The organism is Streptomyces sp. NPDC054975, assembly GCF_053609105.1.
Genome location: NZ_JBSGWV010000001.1, coordinates 262,348 through 287,842, shown reverse-complemented (window position 1 = coordinate 287,842; position 25,495 = coordinate 262,348). Strand labels below are relative to the sequence as shown.

The following is a 25,495-nucleotide window of genomic DNA, read 5'->3' as shown; positions in this document are numbered from 1 at the left end:
CCACATTGGCCCGCCGCCCGACGGCTACGGTGACCACCCGAGAGCGAAGAGGCACGGAAGTACGGAAGCGTCTGTGCGCGGGGAGGCTGTGGCGGTGGATCTTGTCGAGAGCGGCTCGGTGGGCGGGTTCTTCGCCCTGCGGACGACGCCGCCGGAGACGGGCGGCGCGCACCTGCCGCTCGCGCGCCTCTACGCGGGGGAGACGGCACCCCTGTCCGCCCGCGTCGACCGGGTCGGGGACCGTCTCGGCGCGCCCGAGCGGAGGGTCGCCGCCTCGATCGCGCACCTCGGGCTCGCGGCCCGCCTCTGGTCGACCGCGCTCGGACCGGCTGCCCTCTTCGGCAGGTTCCCCGTCCTCGATCCGGCGGAGCTGTACTGGGACGGTGTCCAGGCCTCGCCCGACGACCTGTGGTGGGCGGGCACCGCCACCCGGCCCGCCACCGTGGACGACCTGCGCGAGGCGATCCAGGCCGCGCATCTCGCCCCGCTGCACGAGGCCTTCCACCGCGACGGGCGGATCTCGCCCCGGCTGCTCTGGGGCAACGCCGGCTCGGCCCTCGCCGGAGCGCTCCGCGAGCTCACCCGCTGGGCCCGCGCGCGGCACCGGCCCGAGGTCGCCGCCCGCGCCGCCGACCTCGTCTCCGGGCTCTTCGCCCATCCCGACCTCGCCCGCACCGTCGAGGGCCCCGCCCTCCGCCGTACCAGCTGCTGCCTCTACTACCGCTGTCCGGGCGGCGGCCTCTGCGGCGACTGTGTGTTCGACCACGCTCCCGGTAAGGGTTTGGAGACACGGCCCCCCGCTCCGTAAAATCCATTTTTTGGATGTGTGGGCGCGCGCGAGCGTACGAGTGATCGAGGAACTGCAGACGCCATGACGGTGACCGAAGAAACCCAGGAGTACGGGCCGGGTATCGACCCCGATCGCCTGGCCGTCTGCCTGAGCGTGCTCGACGAGCTCGACAAGCTGGACGTCGACCACCCGGACGCGATCGCCGTCCGGCGCGCCACCGCCGGTATCTACCGCACGGTGAAGCAGCGCCGCCGCCAGGAGCGCCGGGCCGCGAAGACCGCGCACGACAAGGCGGTCACCGAGTCGACCGCCACCGGATCCGCCCAGCGCATCGACGACGAGACCGAGGGGCTGCTGCCCTCGTCGGTCACGGAGGCCGGCCGGATCGCCGGGATACTCCAGCGTCCCCGGTCCTGCTACACCTGCAAGACGCGGTACGTCGAGGTCGACTACTTCTACCACCAGCTCTGCCAGGAATGTGCCGCGCTGAACCGGGGCAAGCGCGACGCCCGGACCGATCTCACCGGCAGGCGCGCGCTGCTCACCGGCGGCCGGGCCAAGATCGGCATGTACATCGCGCTGCGGCTGCTGCGCGACGGCGCGCACACCACGATCACCACCCGTTTCCCCAAGGACGCCATCCGCCGCTTCAAGGCGATGGAGGACTCGGCGGACTGGATGCACCGGCTGGAGGTCGTCGGCATCGACCTGCGTGACCCCGCGCAGGCGGTCGCCCTGGCCGAGCAGGTCGCCGAGCGCGGCCCGCTGGACATCCTCATCAACAACGCGACGCAGACCGTGCGCCGGCTGCCCTCCGCGTACGCCGCCCTCGTCGAGGGCGAGAGCGCGCCGCTGCCCGCCGGGGAACTCCCCGCGCACCACGTCATCGGCGCCTTCAACTCCGGCGCGGTCGACGGCCTCGCGGCCCTGCCCGTCGGCGTCAGCGGCCTGGACGCGCAGAAGGTCGCCGACCTCGCGCTGGTCGCGGGCAACGCCAGCGTCGAGCGCCACCGCGAGGGCAGCGCCATCGACGCCGGCGGGCTCGTCCCGGACGTCGTCGAGACGAACACCTGGGTGCAGACCATCGAGCAGATCTCCCCGGTGGAGCTGCTGGAGACCCAGCTGTGCAACTACACCTCGCCGTTCATCCTGATCAGCGCGCTGCGGCCGGTGATGGCCGATGCCGCGAGGAAGGCGCCCAGCGGGCGTTCGTACATCGTCAACGTCTCGGCGATGGAGGGCGTCTTCGGCCGCGGCTACAAGGGCGCGGGGCACCCGAACACCAACGCCGCGAAGGCGGCGATGAACATGGTGACGCGGACCAGCGCCCAGGAGATGTTCCAGACCGACGGCATCCTCATGACCTCGGTCGACACCGGCTGGATCACCGACGAGCGCCCCCACTTCGACAAGCTGCGCCTGGCCGAGGAGGGTTTCCACGCCCCGCTCGACCTGGTCGACGGCGCCGCCCGCGTCTACGACCCCGTCGTGCGCGGCGAGGCGGGCGAGGACCTGTACGGCTGCTTCCTCAAGGACTACAAGCCGGGCAACTGGTAAACACCCCAGGTCGCGCGGCCTAAACCGCCCGCATGTCCGAAATTCACTCGATCGCGTCACACTTTTGAGCCCCATAGAGCGTTGGCGCGCTCATTTGGTTAGTCTGATGTCCACGGCCGGCCACCAGGGTTTCACCAAACCCTCACGGTCTGCCTGGGGACTGGCCTTCCACCAAGGCCGCGGTCCCGCCCGAAGAACGGCGCCACCGCGACCGAACGGCCATGTCCTCATTGGTACGCGACACAAGGGAGTGCGCGGTGACACCAGAACTGACGAAGCAGGAACAGCGACCGGCCGAGCGTCCGGAGCGGCCCCACCGCCCCGGTGAGCTGGGAAGCCTGGACGTGTGGGCCCATGCCGCCCCGATCCGGCTGGCGGGCTACGAGGACGACCTCGCGGAGCCGCACATCCTCCCGGGCATCGACTGACCTGCCCCGGTACCGACCGAGTCGTACCGCTTCACCCGTGCCCCCGACCGCCTCCGCGGCCGGGGGCACGGGTCTGTCCAGGGGCCTCGAGGGCGACCGGCGGCAGGTACTCCCGCACCAGCGTGCGATGCCACCACGCCCCGGTCTCCCGCAGCTCGCGCCAGGTCGTGAACCGGTAGCGGTAGAGACGGGCCCGGACGAGCGCAGGTGGCGCGTCGGGGAAGGGGTTGTGGCGCAGCAGCCGCAGGGTGTCCCGGTCGCCGTCGAGTAGCCGCTCGAGGAACGGCCCGAACCATTCGCGGGCGTACACGGGGGAGAGCGCCGCGAACCACATCAGCCAGTCGAGCCGCAGATGGTACGGGGCGAACTGGCGCGGCAGCCGGCGCGGGTCGCCGGGCTTGCCCTTGAAGCCGTACTCCTTCCACACCGTGCCCGCGTGCGGGAGCGGGTCGTCGGTGCCCTCGACCACGATCTCGTCGCGGATCCGGCCGACCGTGCCGAACGCTCCGTAGGAGTTGACCAGGTGGAAGGGGTCGTAGGAGCGGTTCATCGCCTGGCGCCGCGAGAGCAGGTTGCGGGCCGGGCGGTAGCTGCGGAACAGGACCAGGGCCGTCACGGCGGCGACCACGACCACGAACCAGAGCGGCGGGTCGGGCTGGGGGTGCTCACCGACGACGAGCGAGCCGTCCATGGCGGAGAGCGCGAGGACGATCGTCAGCCAGTTGAGCCAGGCGAAGTTTCCCGACAGCACCAGCCAGAGCTGGGTCGCGACCATCAGACCGGCGGCCACCGTCGCCACCGGCTGCGGGGTGAACAGCAGGACCGGGACCAGAAGCTGGACGACGTGGTTGGCCGCCACCTCGACCTTGTGCAGCGGTCGCGGCAGATGGTGGAAGAACCAGCTCAGCGGGCCGGGCATCGGCTGGGTCTCGTGGTGGTAGTGCAGGCAGGTCAGGCTCCGCCAGCAGCGGTCACCGCGGATCTTGATGAGCCCTGCGCCGAACTCGACGCGGAAGAGCAGCCAGCGCAGCAGCCACAGGACAAGGACGGGCGGCGCGGTGTCGTCGTTGCCGAGGAAGACCGCGAGGAAACCGGCTTCCAGGAGCAGCGACTCCCAGCCGAATCCGTACCAGGTCTGGCCGACGTTGACGATCGACAGGTACAGCGCCCACAGCACCGCCCACCACAGCATCGAGACCGCGAGCGGTACCGCGTCCCCGGCGCCGGCGACCAGGGCGAGCGCCAGCGCGACGCCGCTCCACGAGACCGCCGCGAACAGCCGGTCCGAGTAGTGCCAGTGGAAGAGGCTGGGGGCCTGGCGCGGCTCGACCCGGCGCAGATACTCCGGTACGGGGAGCATGCCGCGCTCGCCGATCAGGGCCCGGAACTGGAGAGCGGCCGAGAGGAAGGCCACGAGGTAGAGCCCGGCGAGCCCCCGCTGGAAGACGATCCGGCTCAGCCAGTAGTCCGGTGCGGTGAACCACTCCATCGCTTCCAGTATCGGCGCCGGCCGGGCCGGGCGTCAGCCCTTCTCCTCCTCGTCCAGGGTGCGCTGGCCCTCCGCCTGGGACGGCGTCGTGCGGTCGGTCGCGGGGTGCCGGTGGTCCCGCTGGAGCGCGTCCAGGTCCTCTTCGAGCCGCTCTCCCTCGGCCTGGGAGGGAGTGCTGTACAGGTCGTACTGGTACTGGCTCACGGCCGCCTCCTGGGTCGGAACGTTTGCCTACAAAGGGAGCGTAACCCCGCAGGTCATCCCGAGACGACGCGTCGTAGCGCGCGGCCGAGCCGGCGCGCGTAGGCGCGCTGGAGGACGGGCACGAGCGGTCCTGCGAGGCGTGTGTACCAGGCGGCCGGGCGGCTGAAGGCCGTGACCGTGAACCAGACCGTGCCACCGGGGTGGAGGTCGACCATGAAGGACTCCTCGCCCCGCTCGGGGTGGCCCGCGCGCGTCCCGTAGGCGAAACCGATGCGGTCCTTCTCGTACGCCGTCCAGATCACCTCGCACGGGGCGGTGAAGCGGACCGGGCCGAGGCCGAGCGAGACCTCGACGAAGGCGCCCGGTGCGGCGCGGACGGCCTCGCTGCGGACCTCGGCGCCCGTGGCGCGGTGCATCCGCCATGTCGTGACGGCGGCCCCGGCGGCCTCGAAGGCGTCCCTGCCGCGGCCTATCCGGACCGTGTGGTGGAGGTGGTGATACCCGCCGGGGAGGAAGTCGCGCGCGGTGGCGCCGACCTCGCGGTAGTTGAGGGGTGTGGTGGGCGTGACGAGGTCACGGATCAGACGGACCATGGCGTGGTCTCCTTCGAGGGGATGGCCGCCCGCAGGCGGCGCCAGGCGAGCAGCGAGCAGAGCGCGAATCCGAGGGCGTTGCCGACACCGTGGGTCGCGGCCATCCAGGCCAGGTCCGGGTGGGGCAGTCCGGTGGCTTCGCCGAGCGCCCAGCTCAGGGCGAGCAGCATGGTCGCCACCAGGACGACGGCGGAGACGGCGAGGAGCGCGCGGGTCGTGCGGTCGGGCGCGCCGGGCCGCAGGTCGCGCCAGGCCGCCAGGGCGACGGCCCACATGCCGGCGGTCAGGACGACCGCTCCGGCCAGCTCGGCCCAGTCGTCGACGAAGTAGCCGGCCAGCACGAGCAGGGTGCCGAGCGGGACGCTGAGCGCGGCGAAGCGCGCGGCAAGCCCGTCGGACGTACGACAGACCAGGCCGGCCACCAGGGCGGCGGCGAAGCCGGCGAAGTGGAAGTGAGGCACGGTCAGGGCAAGGATGTCGAGGTCGAAGCCGAGGAGTGAGTGTCCCGCGCGTTCGGCGACGAGGGAGATACCGGCCACCGACGGGGTCACCAGCGCCGTGAGCACGGCGATCTCGGACGGGGCGAAGGGGCGGACCGAAGGCCCCTCGGCCGGATGCCGGCGGACGCGCGCCGCGAGCCGCGCCGGGGCGCAGAGCGCCAGAGCCGCCGTGGCCAGCGCGTAGACGGCGGCGAGCGCGGCGGCGGTGGAGGAGCGGGGAAGCCACAGGGCGACGGCTCCGGGCAGGGCGAGCGTCGGCCAGAGGCGCTGGAGCGTGGCCAGGGCACGCGGCCGGGGACCGCCGATCAGGCTCATGCCGAGCGGGACGACGACGAACATCCCCAGCATCACGACGAGTCCGACGAGCACGGACATGAGCCACCCCCCTGTTGAACGCGTTCAAACTTGCTGGACCCGAGCGTAGGGGCTTTGTTGAACGCGTTCAAGTCGCTTGCTCGCCCGGTCGGCCCCGCCCCGCTTGCGGCGGTCCGCGCGGTGCGACAGACATGAAGGAATGTCTCGGAGTGGAAAGAGGCGGGAGAACCACGTGCGCTCACCCATCCGCCGGCCGGCACGGCCCCACGTCACCGCACTCGCCGCCGGAGCGCTGGCCTCGGCCCTGTTCCTGGCGGGCTGCTCGTCGGGCGACGGAGCCGGGGGCAACGGCGCGGACCGGACCACCGCCGCGGCCGCCGCCAAGGAGGTCCTCCTCCAGCCGCTCGCCGCTCAAGGCCCCGACCCGTTCACCGCCTCCACGGCCAAGGCCACCCGGCCCCCCGCCACCACCCCACCCGACACCCCCGCGCCCACCGCCACGGCGGGAACGGTCCACGAGATCACCGGCTCCACCCCCGGCCTCTACGGCGGCACGCACTCCGTCGCCAGCTGCGACGTCGAGCGGCAGGTCGACCACCTCTCCGCAGACCAGGGCAAGGCCCGTGCCTTCGCCGAGGCGGCCGGCATCCCCGAGGGGTCCCTCGCCGACTGGCTGCGCGGCCTCACCCCCGTCGTCCTGAGCGCCGACACCCGCGTCACCAACCACGGCTACCGCGACGGCGGAGCCACCGCCTACCAGTCCGTACTCCAGGCAGGCACGGCCGTCCTCGTCGACCAGTACGGCGCGCCCCGCGTCCGCTGCGCCTGCGGCAACCCGCTGCGCTCACCGGCCGCCGCCCAGGGGGCCACCCCCAAGGGACAGCCGTGGCGCGGCTACCACCCCGACCGCGTCGTGGTCATCAGGCCGACGACCACGGTCGTCACCAGCCTCGTCATCGCGAACCTCGCCAACAACACCTGGATCGAGCGGAAGACCGGCACCGACGGCGAGCAGGACACCCGTCCGGCCGTGATCCCGCCCTGCGACCCCGCGGCGTGCGACCTCACCGGTACGCCCACTCCCGTACCGACCCCGTCCGTCCCCGACGGCTCGCCCCCGCCGGGAGACCCCACCCCACCCGCGCCCCCCGAGAGCGACGTCCCCCCGCCGCCTCCCTCCCCGGAACCGCCGGTCGAACCGCTGCCGGAGACCGAACCGGCCCCCGAGTCGGACGGGCCCTCCTTCGAGGACCTCTTCCCCACCGACACGGCTCCCGAGCAGCCCGAGACCTTCGAGGGCTGAGGCCTCCGAGCGTTGATCTCCGCCGTGCGCACCGCCGGGCCTGCGCCTAGCGTGGCCCCATGAGCGCGGGAAGCGGGGGAGGTGCCGCGGCCGAGCCCTGCCGCTGCGGATCGGGTCCAGGGGGCCCGATGTGCTGCTTCCTCCGGGACCACGGCCGGGCCTTCCGGATGGGCAGCTTCGACTGGGACCTGGTCACCGGTGTCATGGTCATGGACGAGGGCGCCCTCCTGGTCTTCGACATGGACCCCGAGGAGTACGACGGCGACCCCACGACCCTCAGCAGCCGCGTCACGCCAGGCGAGGGCCGGCAACTCGACACGCTCGTCAGCCACGCGCTGAAGGACGGCAGCCACCACTACGGCGCGTACTTCCGCGTCCGCCTGCGGAACGGCACACCGCGCTGGACGCATACCGAGGGCCATATCGAACGGGACGACACCGGCCGCCCGGTCCGTATCGTCGGCATCGTCAGGGACGCCTCGGAGGAGGTGACCGAGCAGGCCGCCCGGCTCGGCCTGGACGAAGGCAGACGCCGACGCACCAGCGTGGTGGAGAGCACCACCGCGGCCCTCGCCCACGCCCGCACCGTCCAGGACATCATCGACCTCCTCAACGACTCGCACGGCCTGGAGTACTTCGGCGCCACCAGCCTCGTCATGGGGCTCCTGGAGTCGGGCAGGATCCACCTCGTCGCCGAGGGTCCCGCCGGCGCCTTCGTACCCGGCACGCGCTTCACCCGGGTGGACGAGCCGTACCCGATGGGCGAGGTGATCCGCACCCTCACGCCCCGGTTCATCGAGTCGCCGCAGGACTTCGCCGCGTCGTACCCGATCCTGTGGCCCCACATCAGCGGCCTCGGCATCACCTCGGCGGCCTACCTCCCGCTGATCGCCCAGGCCCGGCCCGTCGGCGCGCTCGGGCTGCTCTACAGCGACCGGACCGGCTTCAGCGCCGACGAGCGCAACCTGCTGGTCGCGCTCGGCAGCAGCATCGCGCAGAGCCTCAAGCGCGCCATGCTCTACGAGCAGGAGCACGATCTCGCCGAGGGGCTCCAGCAGGCGATGCTCCCGCGCCGCATCCCCGAGGTGCCCGGTGCCCAGATAGCGGTCCGGTACCGCTCGGCCCGCCTCGGCCAGGACATCGGCGGCGACTGGTACGACGTCATCCCGCTGCCGGGCGGCCGGGTCGGCGCCGTCATCGGGGACGTCCAGGGGCACGACACCCACGCGGCGGCCGTGATGGGGCAGCTGCGGATCGTGCTGCGCGCCTACGCCGCCGAGGGGCACAGCCCGGCCACGGTCATGGCGCGGGCCTCCGTCTTCCTCCACGAACTCGACACCGACCGCTTCGCCACCTGCACCTACGTCGAGGCCGACCTCACGACGGGCGCACTCCACGTGGTCCGCGCCGGGCATGTCGACCCGCTGCTCCAGGACACCGACGGAAGCTGCCGGCGCCTGCCGGTGGACGGGGGCCTTCCGCTGGGCCTCTCGGCCGAGTTCGGCCGCCTCGACTACCCGGCGACCACGCTGGAGCTGTCCCCGGGACAGACCCTGGTGCTGTACACCGACGGACTGGTGGAGAAGCCGGGCGTGGACCTCGACGAGGGGATGCGGTGGCTGACCTCGCTGGTACGGGGCGGACCGCGCGAGCTCCAGGACCTCGCCGACCAGCTCTGCGAGGTCGTCGACGAGCGGGGCGGCGAGGACGACGTGGCGCTCCTGCTGCTGCGGCGGCAGGGGGCGTACTTCCCGCAGTCCGGCGGCAGGCTCCAGCAGCACGTGGCGCAGAGCGACCCCGAGGCGCTGCGCTCGGCGCGGCACATGATCCGCGCCGCCGTACGGGCCTGGGGCGCGGGGGAGCGCTCGGACGAGATCGAGCTGGCCGCCGACGAGCTGATCACCAACGCGCTGATGCACACCGACGGCGGGGCGATCGTGACCCTGCGGATGCTGGCGGGGGTGGAACGGCGGCTGCGAGTGGAGGTGGAGGACCGTTCCAGCGCACTGCCGAGGCGCCGCGAGGCGGGCGAGGCAGGGGTCTCGGGCCGGGGCCTGATGCTCGTGGACCGGATCTCGGACGTCTGGGGCGTCGAGTCGCGAGGCAGCGGCAAGTGCGTGTGGTGCGAGTTCATTATTAACCCTGCGTACACGGATCGTACTTGACCGTAACGGATCGTACGCGATTGACTGCGGTTTCCGGCCACCCGATCGCCCAGCCCACACCGCCCATGGGGACATCTTTGAGCAGCGAGCTACTGGCACCTCTCGACCTGGCCTTCTGGCACCTCGAGTCCACCGACCACCCCATGCACCTGGGCGCCCTCGCCCACTTCGGCCCCCTCCCCGCCGACGGCGACGCGGCCGCCGTCCTGGAGCTGCTGGGCAGTCGCGCCGCCGCGATTCCCCGCCTGCGGATGCGGGTCCGCGACGTCCTGCTGCCCGTCGGCGGCGCCGCCTGGAGCACGGACAAGCACTTCGACGTACGACGCCACGTACGGCAGATCGCGCTGCCCGGCGCCGACTTCGGCGCCGAGGCGGCCCAACTGGCCGGCGAACTCATGGAGCGGCCGGTCGAACGCGGGCTTCCGCCGTGGGAGATGTACCTGCTCACCGGCGCGCCCGACGATTCGTTCGCCGTCCTCGTCAAGCTCCACCACGCCCTCGCCGACGGCATGCGGGCCGTCGCCATCGGCGCCGGGATCTTCGACGAGATCGCCGCCGTCACCCGCCGGGCGGGCCGCGCGGCGGGCGGCCGCAGGCCCCTCGCCGTACCGCCGCGCTCCTGGCTCCCCGGCCCCGGCCGGATCATGGGCGCCGCCCGTGAGCGGCTCGGCGACCTCGGCCGGGCCGTCGAGGTCGGGGCCTCCGTGGTCGGTGCCTCCGTCGCCCGGGCCGGCCGGCTCGACGCCCCCGCGACGGCCGCCCTCGCCGCCGAATCCAGCGGGACCCGCCGGGTCGCCACGGCCGTGCTCGACCTGGACCGCGTCCACCGGATCCGCCGCGGCTCGGGCGGCACCGCCAACGACGTACTGCTCGCCGTCGTCGCCGGGGCCCTGCGCCGCTGGCTCGACGGGCGCGGCGCGCCGCCCCCGGCCACCGACCCACGCGCCCTGGTGCCCGTCTCCCGCCGACGGCCCGGCGGCCCGGCGGGGATGGGCAACAGCCTCTCCGCGTACCTCCTCGCCCTCCCCGTCACCGAGCCCGACCCGGCCGCCCGGCTCGCCGCCGTACGCCGGGGCATGGACCGCAACAAGGCCGACGGGCCGCTGCGCGGCGCCGGAGCCGTCGCCGTCCTCGCCGACCAACTTCCCCCGCTCGCCCACCGCTTCGGCGCCCCGCTGGCCGGGGGCGCCGCCCGGCTCCTCTTCGACGTCCTGGTCACCAACGTGCCGCTGCCCCGCTCGGCCCTCTCCCTCGGCGGCGCCCCGCTGCGCACCCTCTTCCCGATGGCGCCGCTCGCCCGGGGCCAGGCCCTCGCCGTCGCCATGTCCCCGTACGGCGGCCGGGTCCACGTCGGCCTGGTCGCCGACGGGAAGGCCGTCCCCGACCTCGACGCGCTTGCCGCCGCCCTCGCCGACGAACTCGACCTCCTCGACGAGGTCGGTTGAGCGCGCGTACGGGCGACGGCTGCGGCAGGGTGGTGCCATGCCCGAACTGCCCGAGGTGGAAGCCCTCCGCGCGTTCCTGGACGAGCATCTGGTGGGCAAGGAGATCGCCCGCGCGCTGCCCGTCGCGATCAGCGTGCTCAAGACGTACGATCCGCCCCTGAGCGCCGTCGAGGGCGCCACCGTCACCGGCGTCGCCCGGTACGGCAAGTTCCTGGACCTCGCCACCGACGGCCCGGCGGGGAGGCTCCACCTCCTGGTCCATCTGGCCCGCGCGGGCTGGCTCCAGTGGAAGGACCCGCTGCCCTCCGGCCCGCCGCGCCCCGGCAAGGGCCCGCTGGCCCTGCGGACCGCGCTCACCGGCGGCGACGGCTTCGACCTCACCGAGGCCGGCACCACCAAACGCCTCGCCGTCCACCTGGTCCGCGACCCGCAGGAGGTGCCCGGTGTCGCCCGCCTCGGCCCCGACCCACTCGCCGAGGACTTCGACCTGGCAGCCTTCCGCGCCCTGCTCGCCAAGGAGCGCCGCCAGATCAAGGGCGCCCTGCGCGACCAGAGCCTGATCGCCGGCATCGGCAACGCCTACAGCGACGAGATCCTCCACGCGGCGAAGATGTCCCCCTTCAAGCCGACGCAGAACCTTGACGAGGCCGAGACCGCGCACCTCTACGAGGCCGTCCGCACCACGCTCGGCGAGGCCGTCGAGCGCTCCCGGGGCGTGGCCGCCGGCAAGCTCAAGGCCGAGAAGAAGAGCGGCCTGCGCGTCCACGGCCGGACCGGCGAACCGTGCCCGGTCTGCGGGGACACCGTCAGGGAGGTCTCGTTCCACGACTCCTCCCTGCAGTACTGCCCCACCTGCCAGACCGGCGGCAAACCACTCGCCGACCGCCGCACGTCCAAGTTCCTGAAGTAGCTCCCGCCACGCCCTCCCAGGAGCTCCCTTAGACTCCGCCGCATGCTGCGCGTACTGGCCGTCGACGACGAGGCACCGGCCCTCGGGGAACTGCTCTACCTCCTCCGCGCCGATCCCCGGATCCACAGCGCCGAGGGTGCCACCGACGCCACCGAAGCCCTGCGCAGGATCGGCCGCGCACTGGAGGCGGGCCCCGACGGGGACGAGGCCATCGATGTCGTGTTCCTCGACATCCACATGGCCGGGCTCACCGGGCTCGACCTCGCCCGGCTGCTCGCCGGCTTCGCCCGGCCGCCGCTGATCGTCTTCGTCACGGCGCACGAGGGCTTCGCCGTGCAGGCCTTCGACCTCAAGGCCGTGGACTACGTCCTGAAGCCGGTACGCCGCGAACGGCTGGCCGAGGCGGTCCGCCGGGTCCGCGAACTGGTGCACGCCTCCACCGCGCCCACCGCGCCCACCGCGCCCACGGCCCCCGTCGCCGCGCCCGAGCAGATACCCGTCGAACTCGGCGGGATCACCCGCTTCGTGGCCGTCGACGACATCGCCTACGTCGAGGCCCAGGGCGACTACGCGCGCCTGCACACCGACGAGGGCAGCCACCTCGTCCGCATCCCGCTCTCCACGCTGGAGGAGCGCTGGTCCGCGCGGGGCTTCGTCCGCATCCACCGCAGCCACCTCGTCGCCCTCGCCCGCATCGACGAACTCCGGCTCGACGGCGGCGCCACCTCCGTCCGCCTGGGCGCCACCGAGCTGGCCGTCAGCCGCCGCCATGCCCGCCAGCTCAGGGACCTCCTCATGCGCCGCGCGAGCGGCTGACCGGACCCGCGGAGAAGCGAGTGACCCGACGCGGGGAAGGTGCTGACCGGACCTGGCCCGGGGGCCGACCGGTCGGTGGCCGGAGCCTCTACCGTGCGTGAACACCGCTGCGTAGACTCCGTTGCCTCCCCAGCCCTGCGAGGTCGCCCGATGCCGGAGCGGACACCGACGTCCGAGGAACCCACGCCGCGCCGGCCCCGGCGCGAGACCGTGACGCGCGCCACCGCGCTGCGGGCGGGCGGCGCGGCCGCCCGTCGTTTCCCCGGCCAGCCCCCCTCCTCCAGCCTCCGGCCGGGGGGACCCCCACCTCGCTGCGCTCGCTCCGAGATCGGCGAGCAGACCACCCTCGGCCACACCTATGTCCGCTCCCTGATGCGCAGCCAGCTCAGGGCCGCCCTCACCGCGCTCGGCGCGCTCGCCCTCTTCGTCGGACCACTCCCGCTGCTCCTCGCGCTCCCCGCGCCCGAGGCCGTCGTCTGGATCGCGCTCGGCGTCGGCGTGTACCCGGTCATCTGGGCCGTGGCCCACTGGTACGTCCGCCGCGCCGAACGCAACGAACGCGACTTCACCCGCCTCGTCGAGGGCCGCTGAGCGCGAGGCCGGACATGAACCACACCTACGCGGTGACCGCCGTCACCGCCGTCGTCCTCGCCACCGTGCTCATCGGCGCGCTCGGCCTGCGGATATCCCGGACGACCTCCGACTTCTACGTCGCCTCCCGCACCGTCCGGCCCGGCCTCAACGCCGCCGCCATCAGCGGCGAGTACCTCTCCGCCGCCTCCTTCCTCGGCATCGCGGGCCTCGTCCTCGTCCAGGGCCCGGACATGCTCTGGTACCCCGTCGGCTACACCGCGGGCTACCTCGTCCTGCTCGTCCTGGTCGCCGCCCCGCTGCGCCGCTCGGGGGCGTACACCCTCTCCGACTTCGCCGAGGCCCGGCTCGAATCCCCGCCCGCCCGACGGCTCGCCAGCCTCTTCGTCGTCGGCGTCGGCTGGCTCTACCTCCTCCCGCAACTCCAGGGCGCGGGCCTCACCCTGGAGATCCTCACCGGGGCGCCCGACTGGGTCGGCGGCCTCCTCGTCGCCCTCGTCGTCACCGGCATCGTCGCCGCCGGCGGCATGCGCAGCATCACCTTCGTGCAGGCCTTCCAGTACTGGCTGAAGCTCACCGCCCTGCTCGTGCCGGCGCTCTTCCTGACCGCCGCCTGGTTCGGCGACGACGCGCCCCGCGTCCGCTTCGACGCCCCCGCCGTCTTCCGCGAGCACACCGTCGTCAAGGTCGCCGACACCGTACGGATCGAGCTCGACGCCCCGCTCACGCTCACCGTCACCGGCAGCGTCGACTCCCTGCCGTACGAGGGGAGCGCCGTCACCCTGGACGAGGGCCCGCACCGCGTCGAGGGCGGCACCTCGCTCGCCTTCCCCGAGGGGGCGGCCGTCCCCGCCCGCGCCTCCACCGGCGCCGACCCCCTCGGCTGGTCCCAGCCCCTGGCCGGCGGCCGTGACGGGCACCAGCTCTACGCCACGTACGGGCTGATCCTCGCCACCTTCCTCGGCACCATGGGCCTGCCGCACGTGGCCGTCCGCTTCTACACCAGCCCCCACGGCCGCGCGGCGCGCCGCACGACCCTGGTCGTCCTCGGACTCGTCGGCGCGTTCTACCTCCTGCCGCCGGTCTACGGGGCGCTCGGCCGGATCTACGCCCCCGAACTCGCGCTCACCGGAGCCGCCGACGCCGCCGTGCTCGTCCTGCCCGAGCGGATGCTCGGCGGCGTCCTCGGCGACCTGCTGGGCGCGCTGCTCGCCGGAGGGGCGTTCGCCGCCTTCCTCTCCACCGCCTCCGGACTGACGATGGCGGTCGCCGGTGTCCTCACCCAGGACGTGCTGCCCTCCCGGGGCGTACGGCACTTCCGGCTCGCGACGCTGCTGGCCACGGCCGTGCCGCTGACCGCCGGGGTCTTCGCCTCGAAGGTCCCGGTCGCCGACGCCGTCGGCCTCGCGTTCGCGGTCTCCGCCTCCTCCTTCTGCCCGCTGCTCGTCCTCGGCATCTGGTGGCGCCGGCTCACTCCGCCCGGGGCGATGGCCGGGCTGCTGCTCGGCGGCGGCTCCGCGCTGACAGCCGTGATGGCGACCCGCGCGGGACTGCCGGACGAGGGCTGGCCGCACACGCTGATGGCCTGGCCGGCGGTCTGGTCGGTGCCGCTGGGCTTCCTCACGATGATCCTCGTGTCGCTCGCCACCGCGCGGCACATCCCGGCCGGAACCCCGGCGCTCCTGGCCCGCCTGCACCTCCCCGAGGCGTTCACGCGCCGCGCGGCCGAGCCGGGCCGCGCGGCGGACGCGGGGCGGGCGGAGGCGGCGCGCGCCCCGCAGCGGCGCGTCGAGGCCGGCCCGCGGGAGGCCGAAGGATGAGCGGCATCGAACTCGCGGCCGTCGCCGCCGTGGGGGCCGTGCTCCTCGCCCTCGGCTTCGTCCTCGGGCGGCTCGCCACGCGCCGCGGGGACAAGGCGGGCGACCTCGACCTCGGCACGCCCGTGGAGCGGGCCACCTTCCACACCCTGCACACCGCCTCGCTCGCCGCCCCGCCGCTGCGCGCCGGACTCACCGAGGACACCGCCCGCAAGGCGGTACGGCGGCTGCGCCCGCTCCTCGGCACGGAGGCGCTCTGTCTGACCGACCGGTCCGCCGTCCTCGCCTGGGACGGGCCGGGCGAGAGGCACCATCGCGACCACGTCATGGAGCGGGTCACGCCCCTCCTCGCCTCCGGCCGCAGCCTGTCCGCGCACACCGACTGCGCCGACGTCACCTGCCCGCTGCGCTGGGTCGTGATCGCCCCGCTGACCGGCGAGGACGGGGTGCTCGGCGCACTCGTCGCCTATGGATCGCGAGAGTCCGCCGTGCTCGTGCGGGCCGCGACCGAGGTCGCCCGCTGGGTCTCCGTCCAGCTCGAACTGGCCGAGCTGGACCGCTCACGGACCAGGATCGTGGAGGCCGAGATCCGGGCCCTGCGCGCCCAGATATCCCCGCACTTCATCTTCAACTCCCTCGCCGCCATCGCCTCGTTCGTCCGCACCGACCCCGAGCGGGCCAGGGAACTGCTCCTGGAGTTCGCGGACTTCACCCGCTACTCCTTCCGCAGGCATGGCGAGTTCGCCCAGCTCGCCGACGAACTGCGCGCCATCGAGCAGTATTTGGCGCTCGCCGGAGCCCGCTTCGGCGAGCGCCTGAAGGTCACGCTCCAGATCGCGCCCGAGGTGCTGCCGGTGACCCTGCCGTTCCTCTGCCTGCAGCCGCTGGTGGAGAACGCCGTCAAGCACGGCCTGGAGGACAGCGTGCACGCCTGCCGGGTCACCATCGCCGCCCGTGACGCGGGCGCGGAGGCCGTCGTCGTGATCGAGGACGACGGCGTGGGCATGGACCCGGAGGTGCTGCGCGCGGTCCTGCTCGGGGAGCGGCCCACCGGCTCCGGCATCGGCCTGTCCAACGTCGACGAGCGGCTCCGGCAGGTGTACGGCCCCGAGTACGGCCTGGTCATCGAGACCGGCGTCGACGCGGGGATGAAGGTGACGGTACGGATCCCCAAGTACCGCCCAGGAGTGCACCCGACGGCGCCCTAGGAGGTGCCTACCCGCCCCGGATCAGTAGAGGTGCAGGGCCAGATGGCCCAGGGGCAGGCCCAACTGCCAGGCGGGTACCCAGGCCTGGTCGCACTCGTCCACCGGGAATCCGAAACCGGGGGGCGGCAGGCCACCGAGGTCGGCCGCCCGCACGGTGGTCGCCTCCAGGAGCCGCCAGGTCTCCCGGGCCATGGCGAGGTCCGGCCCGTCCTCGCCCGCGCGGGCCCGCTCGGCGAGCCGCTCGCGGACCCACTGCGGCCAGGGATGGTCGTACGCGGTCCGGGAGAGCCATTCGTCGAGCCGGCCCACGGTCCGTGCCCCGCCGTGGGCGTCCGCGCCCTCGCAGAGATGGATGGTGAGCGCGAGCGCCTGCCGGCCGGCCCGGTACTCCAGGCTGCCGGGCTCCACCAGGCAGCCCGCGCGCAGCAGATCGTCCGCCAGGAACTCGGCACACAGCCATGCCATCGGGACGGCGAGGCCGCCCCCGCTGGTGCCGTTCGTACTCTCGGGCAGCAACGCTCCCACCTTCTCCCGGACATGTCGGTCGGCGATCCCGACCACGAGCCTCCACCGAGGAAGACGCGCGTGGGTCGCTCTTTACTCAACTCGCCGGTGTGGTTTCGGATACGTTTCCCCGCCGGATCGGTGCCCCTGGGGCACCAGGGGGGAGCGGGGGCGCCCGAGGCGGTGGGGGCGACGGGAGCGAGACGTTCGCGCGTTCCCCCGGTGCCTCAGCCGAGGAGCGCGTACACCGCTGTCGCGTGCGCTGCCGTCTCCTGCGTGCCCTCGGCCGTCATCGTGATGTCCGCGAAGGCCATCCGCTTGCCCGCCTTGGTCAGCCGCGCCCGTACCAGGACGTCCGTGCCGAGCACCGGCCGCTGGAAGCTGATGGACTGCTGCACCGTCGTCATCGGGACGAAGCCGCCGCGGGCGGCCGCGACCGCGATCACCGTCGCGGTGTCGGCCGCGGCCATCAGCGCCTGGCCCGAGAGCCCCCCGCCCTCGCGGGCGAGCCGGTCCGACCAGGGGAGGCGGAGCACCGCCTCCTGACCGTCGACCGAGACCACCGTGAGCCCCAGATCGAGCACCCAGGGGGCGAAGTTGTCGGCGAGTACCTTGTCCGCGGCGGCGGGAGTCAGCGTCTGCGTCTGCGTCACGCGGTCATTGTGGGGCCGTGGCACGCGGCCGGGCAACGGCGCGACGGCGCGGCCGGTAGCCGGGCAGCTGGTGGCCGAGCTGGCGGAGCGCGTAGTGCGAGCGCGACTTGACGGTCCCGGCGGGGATGCCGAGGTCCGCCGCGGCCTCGTTGACGGTCAGGCCGTGGAAGTAGAGCCGGACCAGGACCGCGCGGTGTTCCGGGCTCAGGCCCCGGACGGCGGCGCGGACGTCGAGGGCGGCGACCGCGGACTCGGTGACGTCGGCCGGGTCGGGGGTGGCGGCGAGCATCCCGTCGCCGATCTCGGTCGGCCGGGCGAGCCGCGAGCGCCGGGCGTCGATGGCGAGGCGCCGGGCCACGGTGAAGAGCCAGGGGCGCATCGACTCGTACGGCCCGTCGAAGGCCTCCGGGTGGAGCCAGGCCCGTACCAGCGTCTCCTGGACCAGGTCCTCGGCACGCTGGCGGTCGCCGGAGGTCAGGCCGAGCAGGAAGCCGAGGAGCGCCTGGCCGTGGTCCCGCTGGAGCTCCGCGAGGGCCCGCTCGTCCGTGGTCGCCGTCCTCGCCCGCCCCGACCGCCTCGTCACCGTCGCCGTCGTCATGCTCCCCACCTCTCCTGCCGGCCCGTCGTCCCGGGGCGTATACGAACGCATCCGGGCGACGAGGGACAGGGCGCGCGCGACGGTCTGCGACGAGCGGTCGCACCGAGCGGCGAATGGTGCGACGAGCGGTCGGACGGACGCCCTTCGTCCGTTTCGGCGGGTTTAGGGTCTACTGCCGGCTTTGACCCTTGACTAGGGCATTCATCCCCTGTGAATTCATCAGGACAGATGTTCATCCTATGAATCAGGCGTTGCGGGATTATCCCCAAACTTAGTATACCGGGGGGGGGGGCTTGCGGGCCCGTCGTGCTCCGGGGGGCCCCGGGTTGCGGCGGGGGTGCCGCCACCCCCGCCGCCCCAACCGCGCGCCAGGACACGGGGCGCCCCGCCGCCCCCTCGGCCGCCCCGGGGGGAGCCTCCGCCCGGACCGGCTTCACCCTCGTGGCCACCGGCGACGTCCTGCCGCACGACTCGATCATCCGCAAGGCCGCCGCCGACGCCAACGGCCAGGGGTACGACTTCCGCCCGATGCTCTCCGGGGCCAAGAGCGTCGTCTCCGGAGCCGATCTGGCGATCTGCCACATGGAGACCGTGTACGGACCGGAGGGCGGGCCCTACACCGGCTATCCCGCCTTCAAGTCCCCGCCCGAGATCGCCCCCGCCCTCAAGGAGACCGGGTACGACTCCTGCTCCACCGCCTCCAACCACACCCTGGACGACGGCGCCGCCGGCCTCGCCCGGACCCTCGACGCCCTCGACAAGGCGGGCGTCCAGCACGCCGGCTCGGCCCGTACCGCCGAGGAGGCGGCCCGCCCCACCTTGCTCAAGGCCGGCGACGCGACCGTCGCCCAACTCGCCTACACCTACGACACCAACGGCTACCCGCTGCCCGAGGGGCAGCCCTGGGCGGTCAACCTGATCGACGAGGGCAAGATCGTCGCCGACGCGCGGGCGGCCCGGAAGGCCGGCGCGGACGTCGTCGTGGTCAGCATCCACTGGGGCACCGAGTGGCAGACCGCGCCCGACGAGCGCCAGCTCACCCTCGCGCGGTCCCTGACGGCCTCGCAGACCGGCGGCAGGCCGGACATCGACCTGATCCTCGGCACCCACGCGCACGTCCCGCAGGCGTACGAGAAGGTCAACGGCACCTGGGTGATCTACGGCATGGGCGACCAGATCGCCGGCGACATGATCAACCACGCCGGCTCCTTCGACCCCCGGGGCAACCAGTCCAGCCTGGGCCGCTTCACCTTCACCCCGCCCACGGCCCCGGGCGCGCGGTGGGAGGTCGCCAAGGCGGAGTTCCTCCCGCAGTGGTTCGACACCGGCCGCGGCCGGGTCGTCGACCTCAACGCGGCCATCAAGAAGGGGGAACCCCTCACCGCCGTACGCGACACCATCCGCGACGTCGTCCTCGACCGGGGCGCGGCGAAGGACGGTCTGGTGATGGGGGAGTAGCGCCCCTCGGCCGTCGCCCGTCGGCTCTCGGCGTTCAGCCGTCGAGGCCATCGGCTCATCGGGTGGTTTCGGGCGGCGGGCCCGGTGTGGATGAGGGGTGCGGGCCTTCGGCCATGCGAGCTGTTAATCATGAAAAAGGATCAGATGCCTACGGGGCGCCGGACGGTCCTGCGGATCGCCGCCGCCCTCGGGGCCACCGCCACGGTGGGAGTCCTCGCCGCCGACCGCTTCGGCGCCCCGCCAGGAGCCCCCTCGGCCCTCGCGCCGGACGCCGCCGGCGGTCCCGCCCCCGGGTCCCCCGGCGGCCCCGCCGCGGGTGCGCCCGCGAGCAACCGGCTACGGCCCTCCTCGTACCGGCTCCAGCCGATGACGGCGTACGCCCCCCCGGCCTTCCGCCGGGCGGTCCCGCCCGTCCGGCAGCGGCCGTTCCTCCAGATGTCCGGTGTCGGCCGGTCGATGGTGCTGACGTTCGATGACGGCCCCGACCCCCGCTACACGCCCGACATCCTCGCCACCCTGCGGCACTACGGATGCCGGGCGATGTTCTTCGTCTGCGGCGAGATGGCGGCCGTCCACCAGGACCTGGTACGGGAGATGGCGGCGGACGGGCACGTGGTCGGCAACCACTCCTGGTCGCATCCGCTCATCCCCAAGCTGAGGCCCTCCCGGATCCGTGAGGAGCTCGGCTCCACCAGCGACCTCGTCGAGGGGATCCTCGGCTCCGCCCCGCTCTGGTACCGCGCCCCCTTCGGGGCCTGGAACCGGCACTCCTTCGAGATCGGGGCCGAACTCGGCATGGAGCCCCTCGCCTGGACCGTCGACACCCTCGACTGGAAGGAACCGGGCACCGGCAGCATCGTGCGCCGGGTCCTCGACGGGGCGGCGCCCGGCGTGGTCGTGCTCTCGCACGACGCGGGCGGCAACCGCGCGCAGAGCGTCGCGGCGCTCAAGGAGTACCTGCCCGAACTCCTCGACGCCGGCTACAGCATCACCGTCCCCCGCCGCTGAGCGGCGCACGTACGGAGCAGGCCCCCGGACTCCGGGGGCCTGCTCCGCCTGCCGTACGGGTCAGCGCGAGCCGACCATCCTCGCGAACACCACGACGTTGCCGTCGTAGCCGGTGGCCCGGTTGTAGCCGCCGCCGCAGGTGATGACCCGCAGCTCGGCCTCCCCGGTGTCGCCGTAGACCTGGACGCCCGGGAAGTTGTTCTTGGCGTACACCTCGACGCCGTAGATCTCGAAGACGGCGACCCTGCCGTCGTACCGCTCCACCTCGACGTGCTGGCCCTTGTCCAGCGAGCCGAGGTTGTAGAAGACCGCGGGGCCCGCCGCGTTGTCGACGTGCCCGACGATGACGGCCGTGCCGCGCTGCCCTGGCGCGACGCCGTTCTGGTACCAGCCGGCCAGGTTGGGATCCTCCGGCGGCGGCGCCGCGATCCAGTCGTTCTGGTCCAGACCCACCTCCGTGATGGGTGCCTGCACCCGGATCGCGGGGATCCGGACCCGCGAGGCCGGGGCGAACGGCAGCGGCTCCAGACCGTCGGGCGTGGTGGGGGGAGCCCCGATCGGGCGGGTGGCGGGAGCCGCGGCGGCCGCGGGCTGCGGCGGGCCGAGCTCGACGTCGACTCCATTGCGCATCATCGCCAGGCCGGACAGCATGACGAGTGCGAGAACGCCCCACGGGGCGCGTCTCCTCGGCTCAAGGACGCTGAAGTCCTTGGGGCTCATGGTTCTCCCTTCGTGGCGTCGTCAGAACGGTAAGGGTGACCGGCCCAGGTGGCGATCAGGGCGGGGCGAACGGGTGGCGCGGGGGTGCACGGGCACGGACGAGGTGTCCCGGCTCTGTGGTACCCGAGGTGCGGGCGGGTGACGGGGACGATGACCCATCCGAGTATTCGTCAGATAAGCAGTGTGACGGTCTGTGACCTGCGACTCCGTCAGATTTGAGGGCTTTCGCCCGGCGTGTCGGCTCACCGGGGTGGACCAGTGCCGAAATGCGCGGATCGCTCCGAGTTGTGATGGTTCGTCATGGAAGGCGTACTCGTCGAACTTCCCGGAGCACCGCTTTGGGGCGTCTTCCACTGGAGGTTCAACCATGCGTGCTGCACGCACTCTGGCGGTGACCGCCACCGCGATCGCGGCGGTCGGCCTCGCGGCCCCCCTCGCCGCCGCCACCCACGGTCCCAGCAGTGTCACTGTCGGCTCCTCCGCGGTCCAGCGGGGAGGTGACGGCTCCCACAACGTCACCGTCACCCCCTCCGCGGTCCACCAGGGGGCGACTCTCACGATCACCGTCAAGGGCTGCGCCGCGGGCACCGTCTCGTCCGCCGCTTTCCCGACGGTCAGCCTCTCCGCGCCCTTCGGCGGGGTTTCCAGCGCCGTCGCCCGCATCCACAACAACGCCACGCTCGGCGAGCACACCCTGACCGTCCACTGCACCAGCCCCAACCGGGTGTTCACCCAGCGGTTCCGTGTGCTGGCCGGTCCCCCCGCCGGGGGCGGTATCGGCGGCTCGCTGGCCCCCACCTCCGCGGAGATGGCCGTCGGCGGTTCGCTGGCCGCCGCGGCCGCGCTCGGCGGCGGTCTGTTCATCGCCCGCCGGCGCCGCATGGCAGGCGCCCAGGTCTGACCGGCCGAACCTCCCGGTCGGCCGCAACGCCCGTCGCCCCCGAACCCGGGGTGTCAGGATTCGGGGGCGACGGGCGTGTGCGAGGGGTGGGGCGGGGGCACCGTCCGGCGCCGTCAGTGGCGGCGGCCGCGGTCGAGCGACCTGCGGCGGACGGTGAAGACGGTTCCGGCGACGGCCACGGCCACCAGAGCGGCCCCGGCCGCCAGCGTGCCCGTCCCGACGCCCTTGACGGAGCCGCCGATGCCGCCCTGCACCCCGCGCGGGGTGGTCAGCACGGTGGAGCTGGCCGTCGGGGTAGCGGTGGTGCCGCTGATGGTCAGGTTGACGGTGTCGGTGATGCCGCCGGTGCAGCGGAACGTGACCGTGTAGACGGCACCCCGCTTGGCGTCCAGGTCCACCAGGGCGGTGGCCGAGGAGCCGGGAGGGATGGTCACGGTGTCGAAGATGCCTGCCGAGGCCGTGGCCGTGCTGGCGCAGCCCGGAGCGGTGAGCGTCACCCGCCCGCCCGGCGCCACCAGCGAAGGCGTCACGACGAAATCGCCCGGGGCCTTGGCCTTGGCCGCCTGGGGGTTCGGTGCGGGAGCACCGTCCGCCGCGACGGCCACGGGAGCGGCCAGGGCGAGGGTGGCCGCCCCCAACAGGGCAGTGGACGCGGCACGTATCGCGCGCATGGAATCCTCCGGTCCCCGAGGAGCAGCAGCGGAAGCGGTTTCCGCACAAGGACAGGGCGTGCACCTCGATGACCGAAACGCTAGGAGCGCACTATCACAGCCGCGATCCCAGAGGGGCGAATGGGGCACGCATGTCCCCCGTACGGCCCATACGCGCGTCGTGCGGAGGCTACGGGGTCAGGTTCGGGAACAGGTCGGTGAACGGTGTCGCCGTCGCCGAGATCCCGCGCCCGAACGGGGCGTCGAAGTCCCAGATCAGGAAGAGCAGGAAGGCGATGAGCGCGCTGAACAGACCCGCGAGCAGCAGCTCCCTGCCCGAACGGCGGATCTGCAGGGTGAAGATCAGCCCGACGGTCACCAGCGCTCCGATGATGAGGCCGAACCACACCACCCCGGGCATCGTCGCCCCCGCGCTCTGGCCGCGCGCTCCCCGCGCGTCGTCCACCACGCCCACCTGGTCCACGAGCGGCTGGTAGGCCTGCCCCTCGTGGTCGGTGGCCGGCTGGTAGTCGGTCACCGACCGGCGCACGCGCTCCAGGAGCTGGGTGCCCTTCTCGCTGAGCTCGCCGTGCTCGGACATGTGGCGCCACTCCTCGTCGACCACGTACGAGACGTACGCGTCGACGTCGGCGCGGATCCGGCTCCGTACGTCCGCCGGGTACACCTCGACGCGCGCCGAGATCTCGTGCAGCGCCTGGGCCTCCTGGCGCACGGTCTCCTGGGCCGCGCCGCGCGCCTCCCAGACGCCGGCGATGGCGAGACCGAGCACGATCGCGTAGATCACGCCGATCATCATCGTCATGTACTCCATGACGTCAGGGGTCTCGCTGGGGTCGTCGTCGTCCGGGACACGGCGGTTGTTGATGACGACGATGGTGAGGACGACCGCGCAGGCGGCGGCCATCGCGATGGTCAGAACGAGCCATTCGGACATGGTGATTCCTTCGGCGGGGCTCAGCGGGAACGGGGGCGCAGGATCGCGGTCGCGAGCACTGCCGGGGCGGTGACCAGCAGCATCATCGTCACGGGCGACGTTCCGCCCTCGGTCTTGGGCCGGGCGGCCCGGCGGTAGGCGGGCAGGGCGACCGGGGTGGCGACCGGCGGCCGGGGACGCAGCGACGGCGTCGGGGAAGGCGGAGGGGGCGGAGGAGGCGGGGGCGGGGGCGCCTCGGGCGCGGGCGCGGGCTTCGGTGGCGGCGCCGGCGCGGGCTCCGGCGGAGCCGGGCGGGGTGGGGGCGGCGGATCCTCCCGTACGGGAGGAGGGGGCGGCGGTGGGGCGGGCTTCGGCGGCTCGGGTTCCGGCGTGGGCGACGGAGGAGGCGGGGGAGGGGTGGGCGTGGGCGAGCACGCGCCGGGCCCGATGACCGCGACCGAGGTGTTCGAGCCGCCGGGCCCGGTCGTGGCGTAGGCGCAGGCGTCGGCGGCCGCGGGCGCCGGTGCGGCGAGCAGCCACAGCAGCGCGGCGGCCGCCAGGGGCCGTGCGAGGTGGGATCCGTACAGAGACACGCCGAAGAGCATGATCAGGGCCCTGGCGCACCACGCCGGTAATCGCGGGGATTCGCCGGATGGTGGGGATCTGGGTGCCCGCCGGTTTGAGGATCTCCGGAAGATTTTCGCCCTCCGTTGAGCACGACGCCCGCGTGACCCGTATCCAATGCCAGGAAGCGGCCGCAGGGGTCGCACCAACAAGCTTTAGAGCAACGGGAGTTGAGATGAAGACGTGGGGGAACGCGGCACTCGCACTGACGGCGGCGGCCGTGCTCGCGCTGACGACGGCGTGTGGTCAGGAGAAGGGCGACCAGACACTGGGCGGTCAGCCCGCGGGAGCCGCCAACCCGGCGGGCGCGCCCGCCGAGAGCGGCTCCGGCTCCGGCGGATACGCCTCCGGTGGCTACGGATCCGGCGCCGCCGACGGCGGCGGGGCCGAACCCGCCGGGCAGTTGGCGGTGTCGGCGACCAAGCAGCTCGGCAAGGTGGTCACCGACAGCGAGGGCTTCACCCTCTACCGCTTCGACAAGGACTCCTCCTCCCCGCCGACGGCGACCTGCGAGGGCGACTGCGCCGCGGTGTGGCCCGTGGTGAGCCCCGAGGGGGCCAAGCCCCCGGCCGGGGTGGACGCTTCGCTGCTCGGCGAGGTGGCCCGGCCCGACGGCAGCAAGCAACTGACCATCGGCGGCTGGCCCATGTACCGGTACGCCAAGGACACCAAGCCGGGGGACCTCAACGGGCAGGGTGTCGGCGGGACCTGGTTCGCCTCCGCCCCCGACGGGAAGAAGGCCGCGCCGGCCTCCGGTGAGGGCGGGGAGGAGGCGCCGGGAGCGGACGCCGAGGAGGGGGCGGGAGCGGACGCGGCGGGCCTCTCGGTGCGCAAGGATCCCAAGCTCGGTGACATCGTGGTCGATTCGCGAGGAATGACGGTCTACCGGTTCAAGAAGGATTCCGCCTGGCCCATGAAGACGGCCTGCACGGGCGCCTGCCTGGAGAAGTGGCCGGTTGTCGCCCCTGTCGACAAGAACGACATCGAGGGCATCACCAAGAAGGGCTTCGTCACCTTCGCCCGGCCCGACGGCATCAAGCAGCAGACGATCGACTGCTGGCCCCTCTACACCTTCGCCGGCGACAAGGAGCCCGGTGAGACCAACGGCCAAGGTGTGGGCGGTACCTGGTACGCCGTCTCCCCCGAGGGAAAGCTGGTCGGAGCGCCCAAGTAACTCCCCCGCGCAGCGCTTCCGACCGGTCGGGGGGGGCCGGGCCCCCCCCCCCCGACGCCGCCCGCCCCCCGCGCGCAAAAGATCTAACAAGAAAAGCGGATCATAATATATAAAAGTGTTAAACGAGACACAGAAAATGT

At 73.2% G+C, this 25,495-nt stretch carries 26 protein-coding genes; 15 read left to right on the top strand and 11 right to left on the bottom strand.

Going from position 1 to position 25,495, the window contains the following annotated elements; translation table 11 throughout:
- Positions 1 to 94: 94 nt before the first annotated feature.
- The 3 genes from ACWF79_RS01385 (at position 95) to ACWF79_RS01375 (ending at position 2,775) form a co-directional block, all read left to right on the top strand.
- Complete coding sequence (locus tag ACWF79_RS01385; RefSeq protein ID WP_453725986.1) at positions 95 to 808, top strand: (2Fe-2S)-binding protein; 714 nt, start codon at positions 95 to 97, stop codon at positions 806 to 808.
- A gap of 63 nt (positions 809 to 871) precedes the next feature.
- Positions 872 to 2,347 (top strand): SDR family NAD(P)-dependent oxidoreductase, encoded by a 1,476-nt coding sequence (locus ACWF79_RS01380; protein ID WP_453725985.1) that lies wholly within the window; start codon positions 872 to 874, stop codon positions 2,345 to 2,347.
- A 257-nt stretch (positions 2,348 to 2,604) separates the two neighbouring features.
- The gene (locus ACWF79_RS01375) at positions 2,605 to 2,775 is read left to right on the top strand and encodes a hypothetical protein (protein WP_361431199.1); all 171 of its coding nucleotides are present in this window, start codon (positions 2,605 to 2,607) and stop codon (positions 2,773 to 2,775) included.
- Between the two features lie 31 nt (positions 2,776 to 2,806).
- On the opposite strand, the gene ACWF79_RS01370 is transcribed toward ACWF79_RS01375, so the two are convergent.
- Genes ACWF79_RS01370 through ACWF79_RS01355 form a run of 4 tightly spaced genes read right to left on the bottom strand, consistent with a single transcriptional unit; the run spans position 2,807 to position 5,936 of the window.
- Positions 2,807 to 4,264, bottom strand: coding sequence for a lipase maturation factor family protein (locus ACWF79_RS01370; protein ID WP_453725984.1), 1,458 nt, complete (start codon positions 4,262 to 4,264; stop codon positions 2,807 to 2,809).
- A 33-nt stretch (positions 4,265 to 4,297) separates the two neighbouring features.
- Positions 4,298 to 4,468 (bottom strand): hypothetical protein, encoded by a 171-nt coding sequence (locus ACWF79_RS01365; protein WP_453725983.1) that lies wholly within the window; start codon positions 4,466 to 4,468, stop codon positions 4,298 to 4,300.
- A gap of 53 nt (positions 4,469 to 4,521) precedes the next feature.
- Complete coding sequence (locus ACWF79_RS01360; RefSeq protein ID WP_453725982.1) at positions 4,522 to 5,061, bottom strand: DUF1990 family protein; 540 nt, start codon at positions 5,059 to 5,061, stop codon at positions 4,522 to 4,524.
- Positions 5,049 to 5,936, bottom strand: coding sequence for a YndJ family protein (locus tag ACWF79_RS01355; protein WP_453725981.1), 888 nt, complete (start codon positions 5,934 to 5,936; stop codon positions 5,049 to 5,051). Before ACWF79_RS01355 ends, ACWF79_RS01360 begins: the two co-directional genes overlap by 13 nt.
- Before the next feature lie 172 nt (positions 5,937 to 6,108).
- On the opposite strand from ACWF79_RS01355, the gene ACWF79_RS01350 reads away from it, so the two are divergent.
- From ACWF79_RS01350 to ACWF79_RS01315, 8 genes are all read left to right on the top strand, one after another.
- On the top strand, positions 6,109 to 7,179 hold the full coding sequence (locus ACWF79_RS01350) for a DUF6777 domain-containing protein (protein WP_453725980.1): 1,071 nt from the start codon (positions 6,109 to 6,111) through the stop codon (positions 7,177 to 7,179).
- A gap of 128 nt (positions 7,180 to 7,307) precedes the next feature.
- Positions 7,308 to 9,344: a SpoIIE family protein phosphatase gene (locus ACWF79_RS01345; RefSeq protein WP_453725979.1), complete on the top strand. Its 2,037-nt coding sequence runs from the start codon at positions 7,308 to 7,310 to the stop codon at positions 9,342 to 9,344.
- Between the two features lie 77 nt (positions 9,345 to 9,421).
- Positions 9,422 to 10,789, top strand: a complete 1,368-nt coding sequence (locus tag ACWF79_RS01340) for a wax ester/triacylglycerol synthase family O-acyltransferase (protein ID WP_453725978.1) — start codon at positions 9,422 to 9,424, stop codon at positions 10,787 to 10,789.
- Positions 10,790 to 10,826: 37 nt separating this feature from the next.
- Positions 10,827 to 11,699, top strand: coding sequence for an Fpg/Nei family DNA glycosylase (locus ACWF79_RS01335; RefSeq protein ID WP_453725977.1), 873 nt, complete (start codon positions 10,827 to 10,829; stop codon positions 11,697 to 11,699).
- A 42-nt stretch (positions 11,700 to 11,741) separates the two neighbouring features.
- Positions 11,742 to 12,515: a LytR/AlgR family response regulator transcription factor gene (locus ACWF79_RS01330; protein ID WP_453725976.1), complete on the top strand. Its 774-nt coding sequence runs from the start codon at positions 11,742 to 11,744 to the stop codon at positions 12,513 to 12,515.
- 150 nt (positions 12,516 to 12,665) lie between these two features.
- Positions 12,666 to 13,106, top strand: coding sequence for a hypothetical protein (locus tag ACWF79_RS01325; RefSeq protein WP_453725975.1), 441 nt, complete (start codon positions 12,666 to 12,668; stop codon positions 13,104 to 13,106).
- A gap of 14 nt (positions 13,107 to 13,120) precedes the next feature.
- Positions 13,121 to 14,926, top strand: a complete 1,806-nt coding sequence (locus tag ACWF79_RS01320; RefSeq protein ID WP_453725974.1) for a sodium/solute symporter — start codon at positions 13,121 to 13,123, stop codon at positions 14,924 to 14,926.
- A complete protein-coding gene (locus tag ACWF79_RS01315; RefSeq protein ID WP_453725973.1) occupies positions 14,923 to 16,131 on the top strand; it encodes a sensor histidine kinase in 1,209 nt (402 codons plus the stop codon). The genes ACWF79_RS01320 and ACWF79_RS01315 overlap by 4 nt, the downstream gene beginning before the upstream one ends.
- Positions 16,132 to 16,152: 21 nt before the next feature.
- Here ACWF79_RS01315 and ACWF79_RS01310 read toward each other — a convergent pair whose 3' ends face one another.
- The 3 genes from ACWF79_RS01310 to ACWF79_RS01300 all read right to left on the bottom strand — a co-directional run bounded on the left by ACWF79_RS01310 (position 16,153) and on the right by ACWF79_RS01300 (position 17,886).
- Complete coding sequence (locus tag ACWF79_RS01310; protein ID WP_453725972.1) at positions 16,153 to 16,647, bottom strand: hypothetical protein; 495 nt, start codon at positions 16,645 to 16,647, stop codon at positions 16,153 to 16,155.
- A 215-nt stretch (positions 16,648 to 16,862) separates the two neighbouring features.
- A complete protein-coding gene (locus ACWF79_RS01305) occupies positions 16,863 to 17,288 on the bottom strand; it encodes a PaaI family thioesterase (protein WP_453725971.1) in 426 nt (141 codons plus the stop codon).
- 4 nt (positions 17,289 to 17,292) lie between these two features.
- The gene (locus ACWF79_RS01300) at positions 17,293 to 17,886 is read right to left on the bottom strand and encodes a sigma-70 family RNA polymerase sigma factor (RefSeq protein ID WP_453725970.1); all 594 of its coding nucleotides are present in this window, start codon (positions 17,884 to 17,886) and stop codon (positions 17,293 to 17,295) included.
- A gap of 306 nt (positions 17,887 to 18,192) precedes the next feature.
- Between ACWF79_RS01300 and ACWF79_RS01295 the strand changes: the two genes are divergently transcribed.
- Positions 18,193 to 19,344, top strand: a complete 1,152-nt coding sequence (locus ACWF79_RS01295) for a CapA family protein (RefSeq protein WP_453725969.1) — start codon at positions 18,193 to 18,195, stop codon at positions 19,342 to 19,344.
- A gap of 144 nt (positions 19,345 to 19,488) precedes the next feature.
- Positions 19,489 to 20,352, top strand: coding sequence for a polysaccharide deacetylase family protein (locus ACWF79_RS01290; protein WP_453725968.1), 864 nt, complete (start codon positions 19,489 to 19,491; stop codon positions 20,350 to 20,352).
- Positions 20,353 to 20,412: 60 nt separating this feature from the next.
- Here ACWF79_RS01290 and ACWF79_RS01285 read toward each other — a convergent pair whose 3' ends face one another.
- The gene (locus ACWF79_RS01285) at positions 20,413 to 21,072 is read right to left on the bottom strand and encodes a class F sortase (protein WP_453725967.1); all 660 of its coding nucleotides are present in this window, start codon (positions 21,070 to 21,072) and stop codon (positions 20,413 to 20,415) included.
- Between the two features lie 367 nt (positions 21,073 to 21,439).
- Here ACWF79_RS01285 and ACWF79_RS01280 point away from each other — a divergent pair, with 367 nt between their 5' ends.
- Positions 21,440 to 21,973, top strand: coding sequence for a hypothetical protein (locus tag ACWF79_RS01280; protein WP_453725966.1), 534 nt, complete (start codon positions 21,440 to 21,442; stop codon positions 21,971 to 21,973).
- 113 nt (positions 21,974 to 22,086) lie between these two features.
- Here the strand turns inward: ACWF79_RS01280 and ACWF79_RS01275 are convergent, their stop codons facing one another.
- From ACWF79_RS01275 to ACWF79_RS01265, 3 genes are all read right to left on the bottom strand, one after another.
- On the bottom strand, positions 22,087 to 22,644 hold the full coding sequence (locus tag ACWF79_RS01275) for a hypothetical protein (protein WP_453725965.1): 558 nt from the start codon (positions 22,642 to 22,644) through the stop codon (positions 22,087 to 22,089).
- Positions 22,645 to 22,813: 169 nt separating this feature from the next.
- Positions 22,814 to 23,578, bottom strand: a complete 765-nt coding sequence (locus tag ACWF79_RS01270) for a bestrophin-like domain (protein WP_453725964.1) — start codon at positions 23,576 to 23,578, stop codon at positions 22,814 to 22,816.
- A 20-nt stretch (positions 23,579 to 23,598) separates the two neighbouring features.
- A complete protein-coding gene (locus tag ACWF79_RS01265) occupies positions 23,599 to 24,150 on the bottom strand; it encodes a hypothetical protein (RefSeq protein ID WP_453725963.1) in 552 nt (183 codons plus the stop codon).
- A gap of 206 nt (positions 24,151 to 24,356) precedes the next feature.
- Here ACWF79_RS01265 and ACWF79_RS01260 point away from each other — a divergent pair, with 206 nt between their 5' ends.
- The gene (locus ACWF79_RS01260) at positions 24,357 to 25,355 is read left to right on the top strand and encodes an SCO0930 family lipoprotein (protein WP_453725962.1); all 999 of its coding nucleotides are present in this window, start codon (positions 24,357 to 24,359) and stop codon (positions 25,353 to 25,355) included.
- Positions 25,356 to 25,495 lie beyond the last annotated feature (140 nt).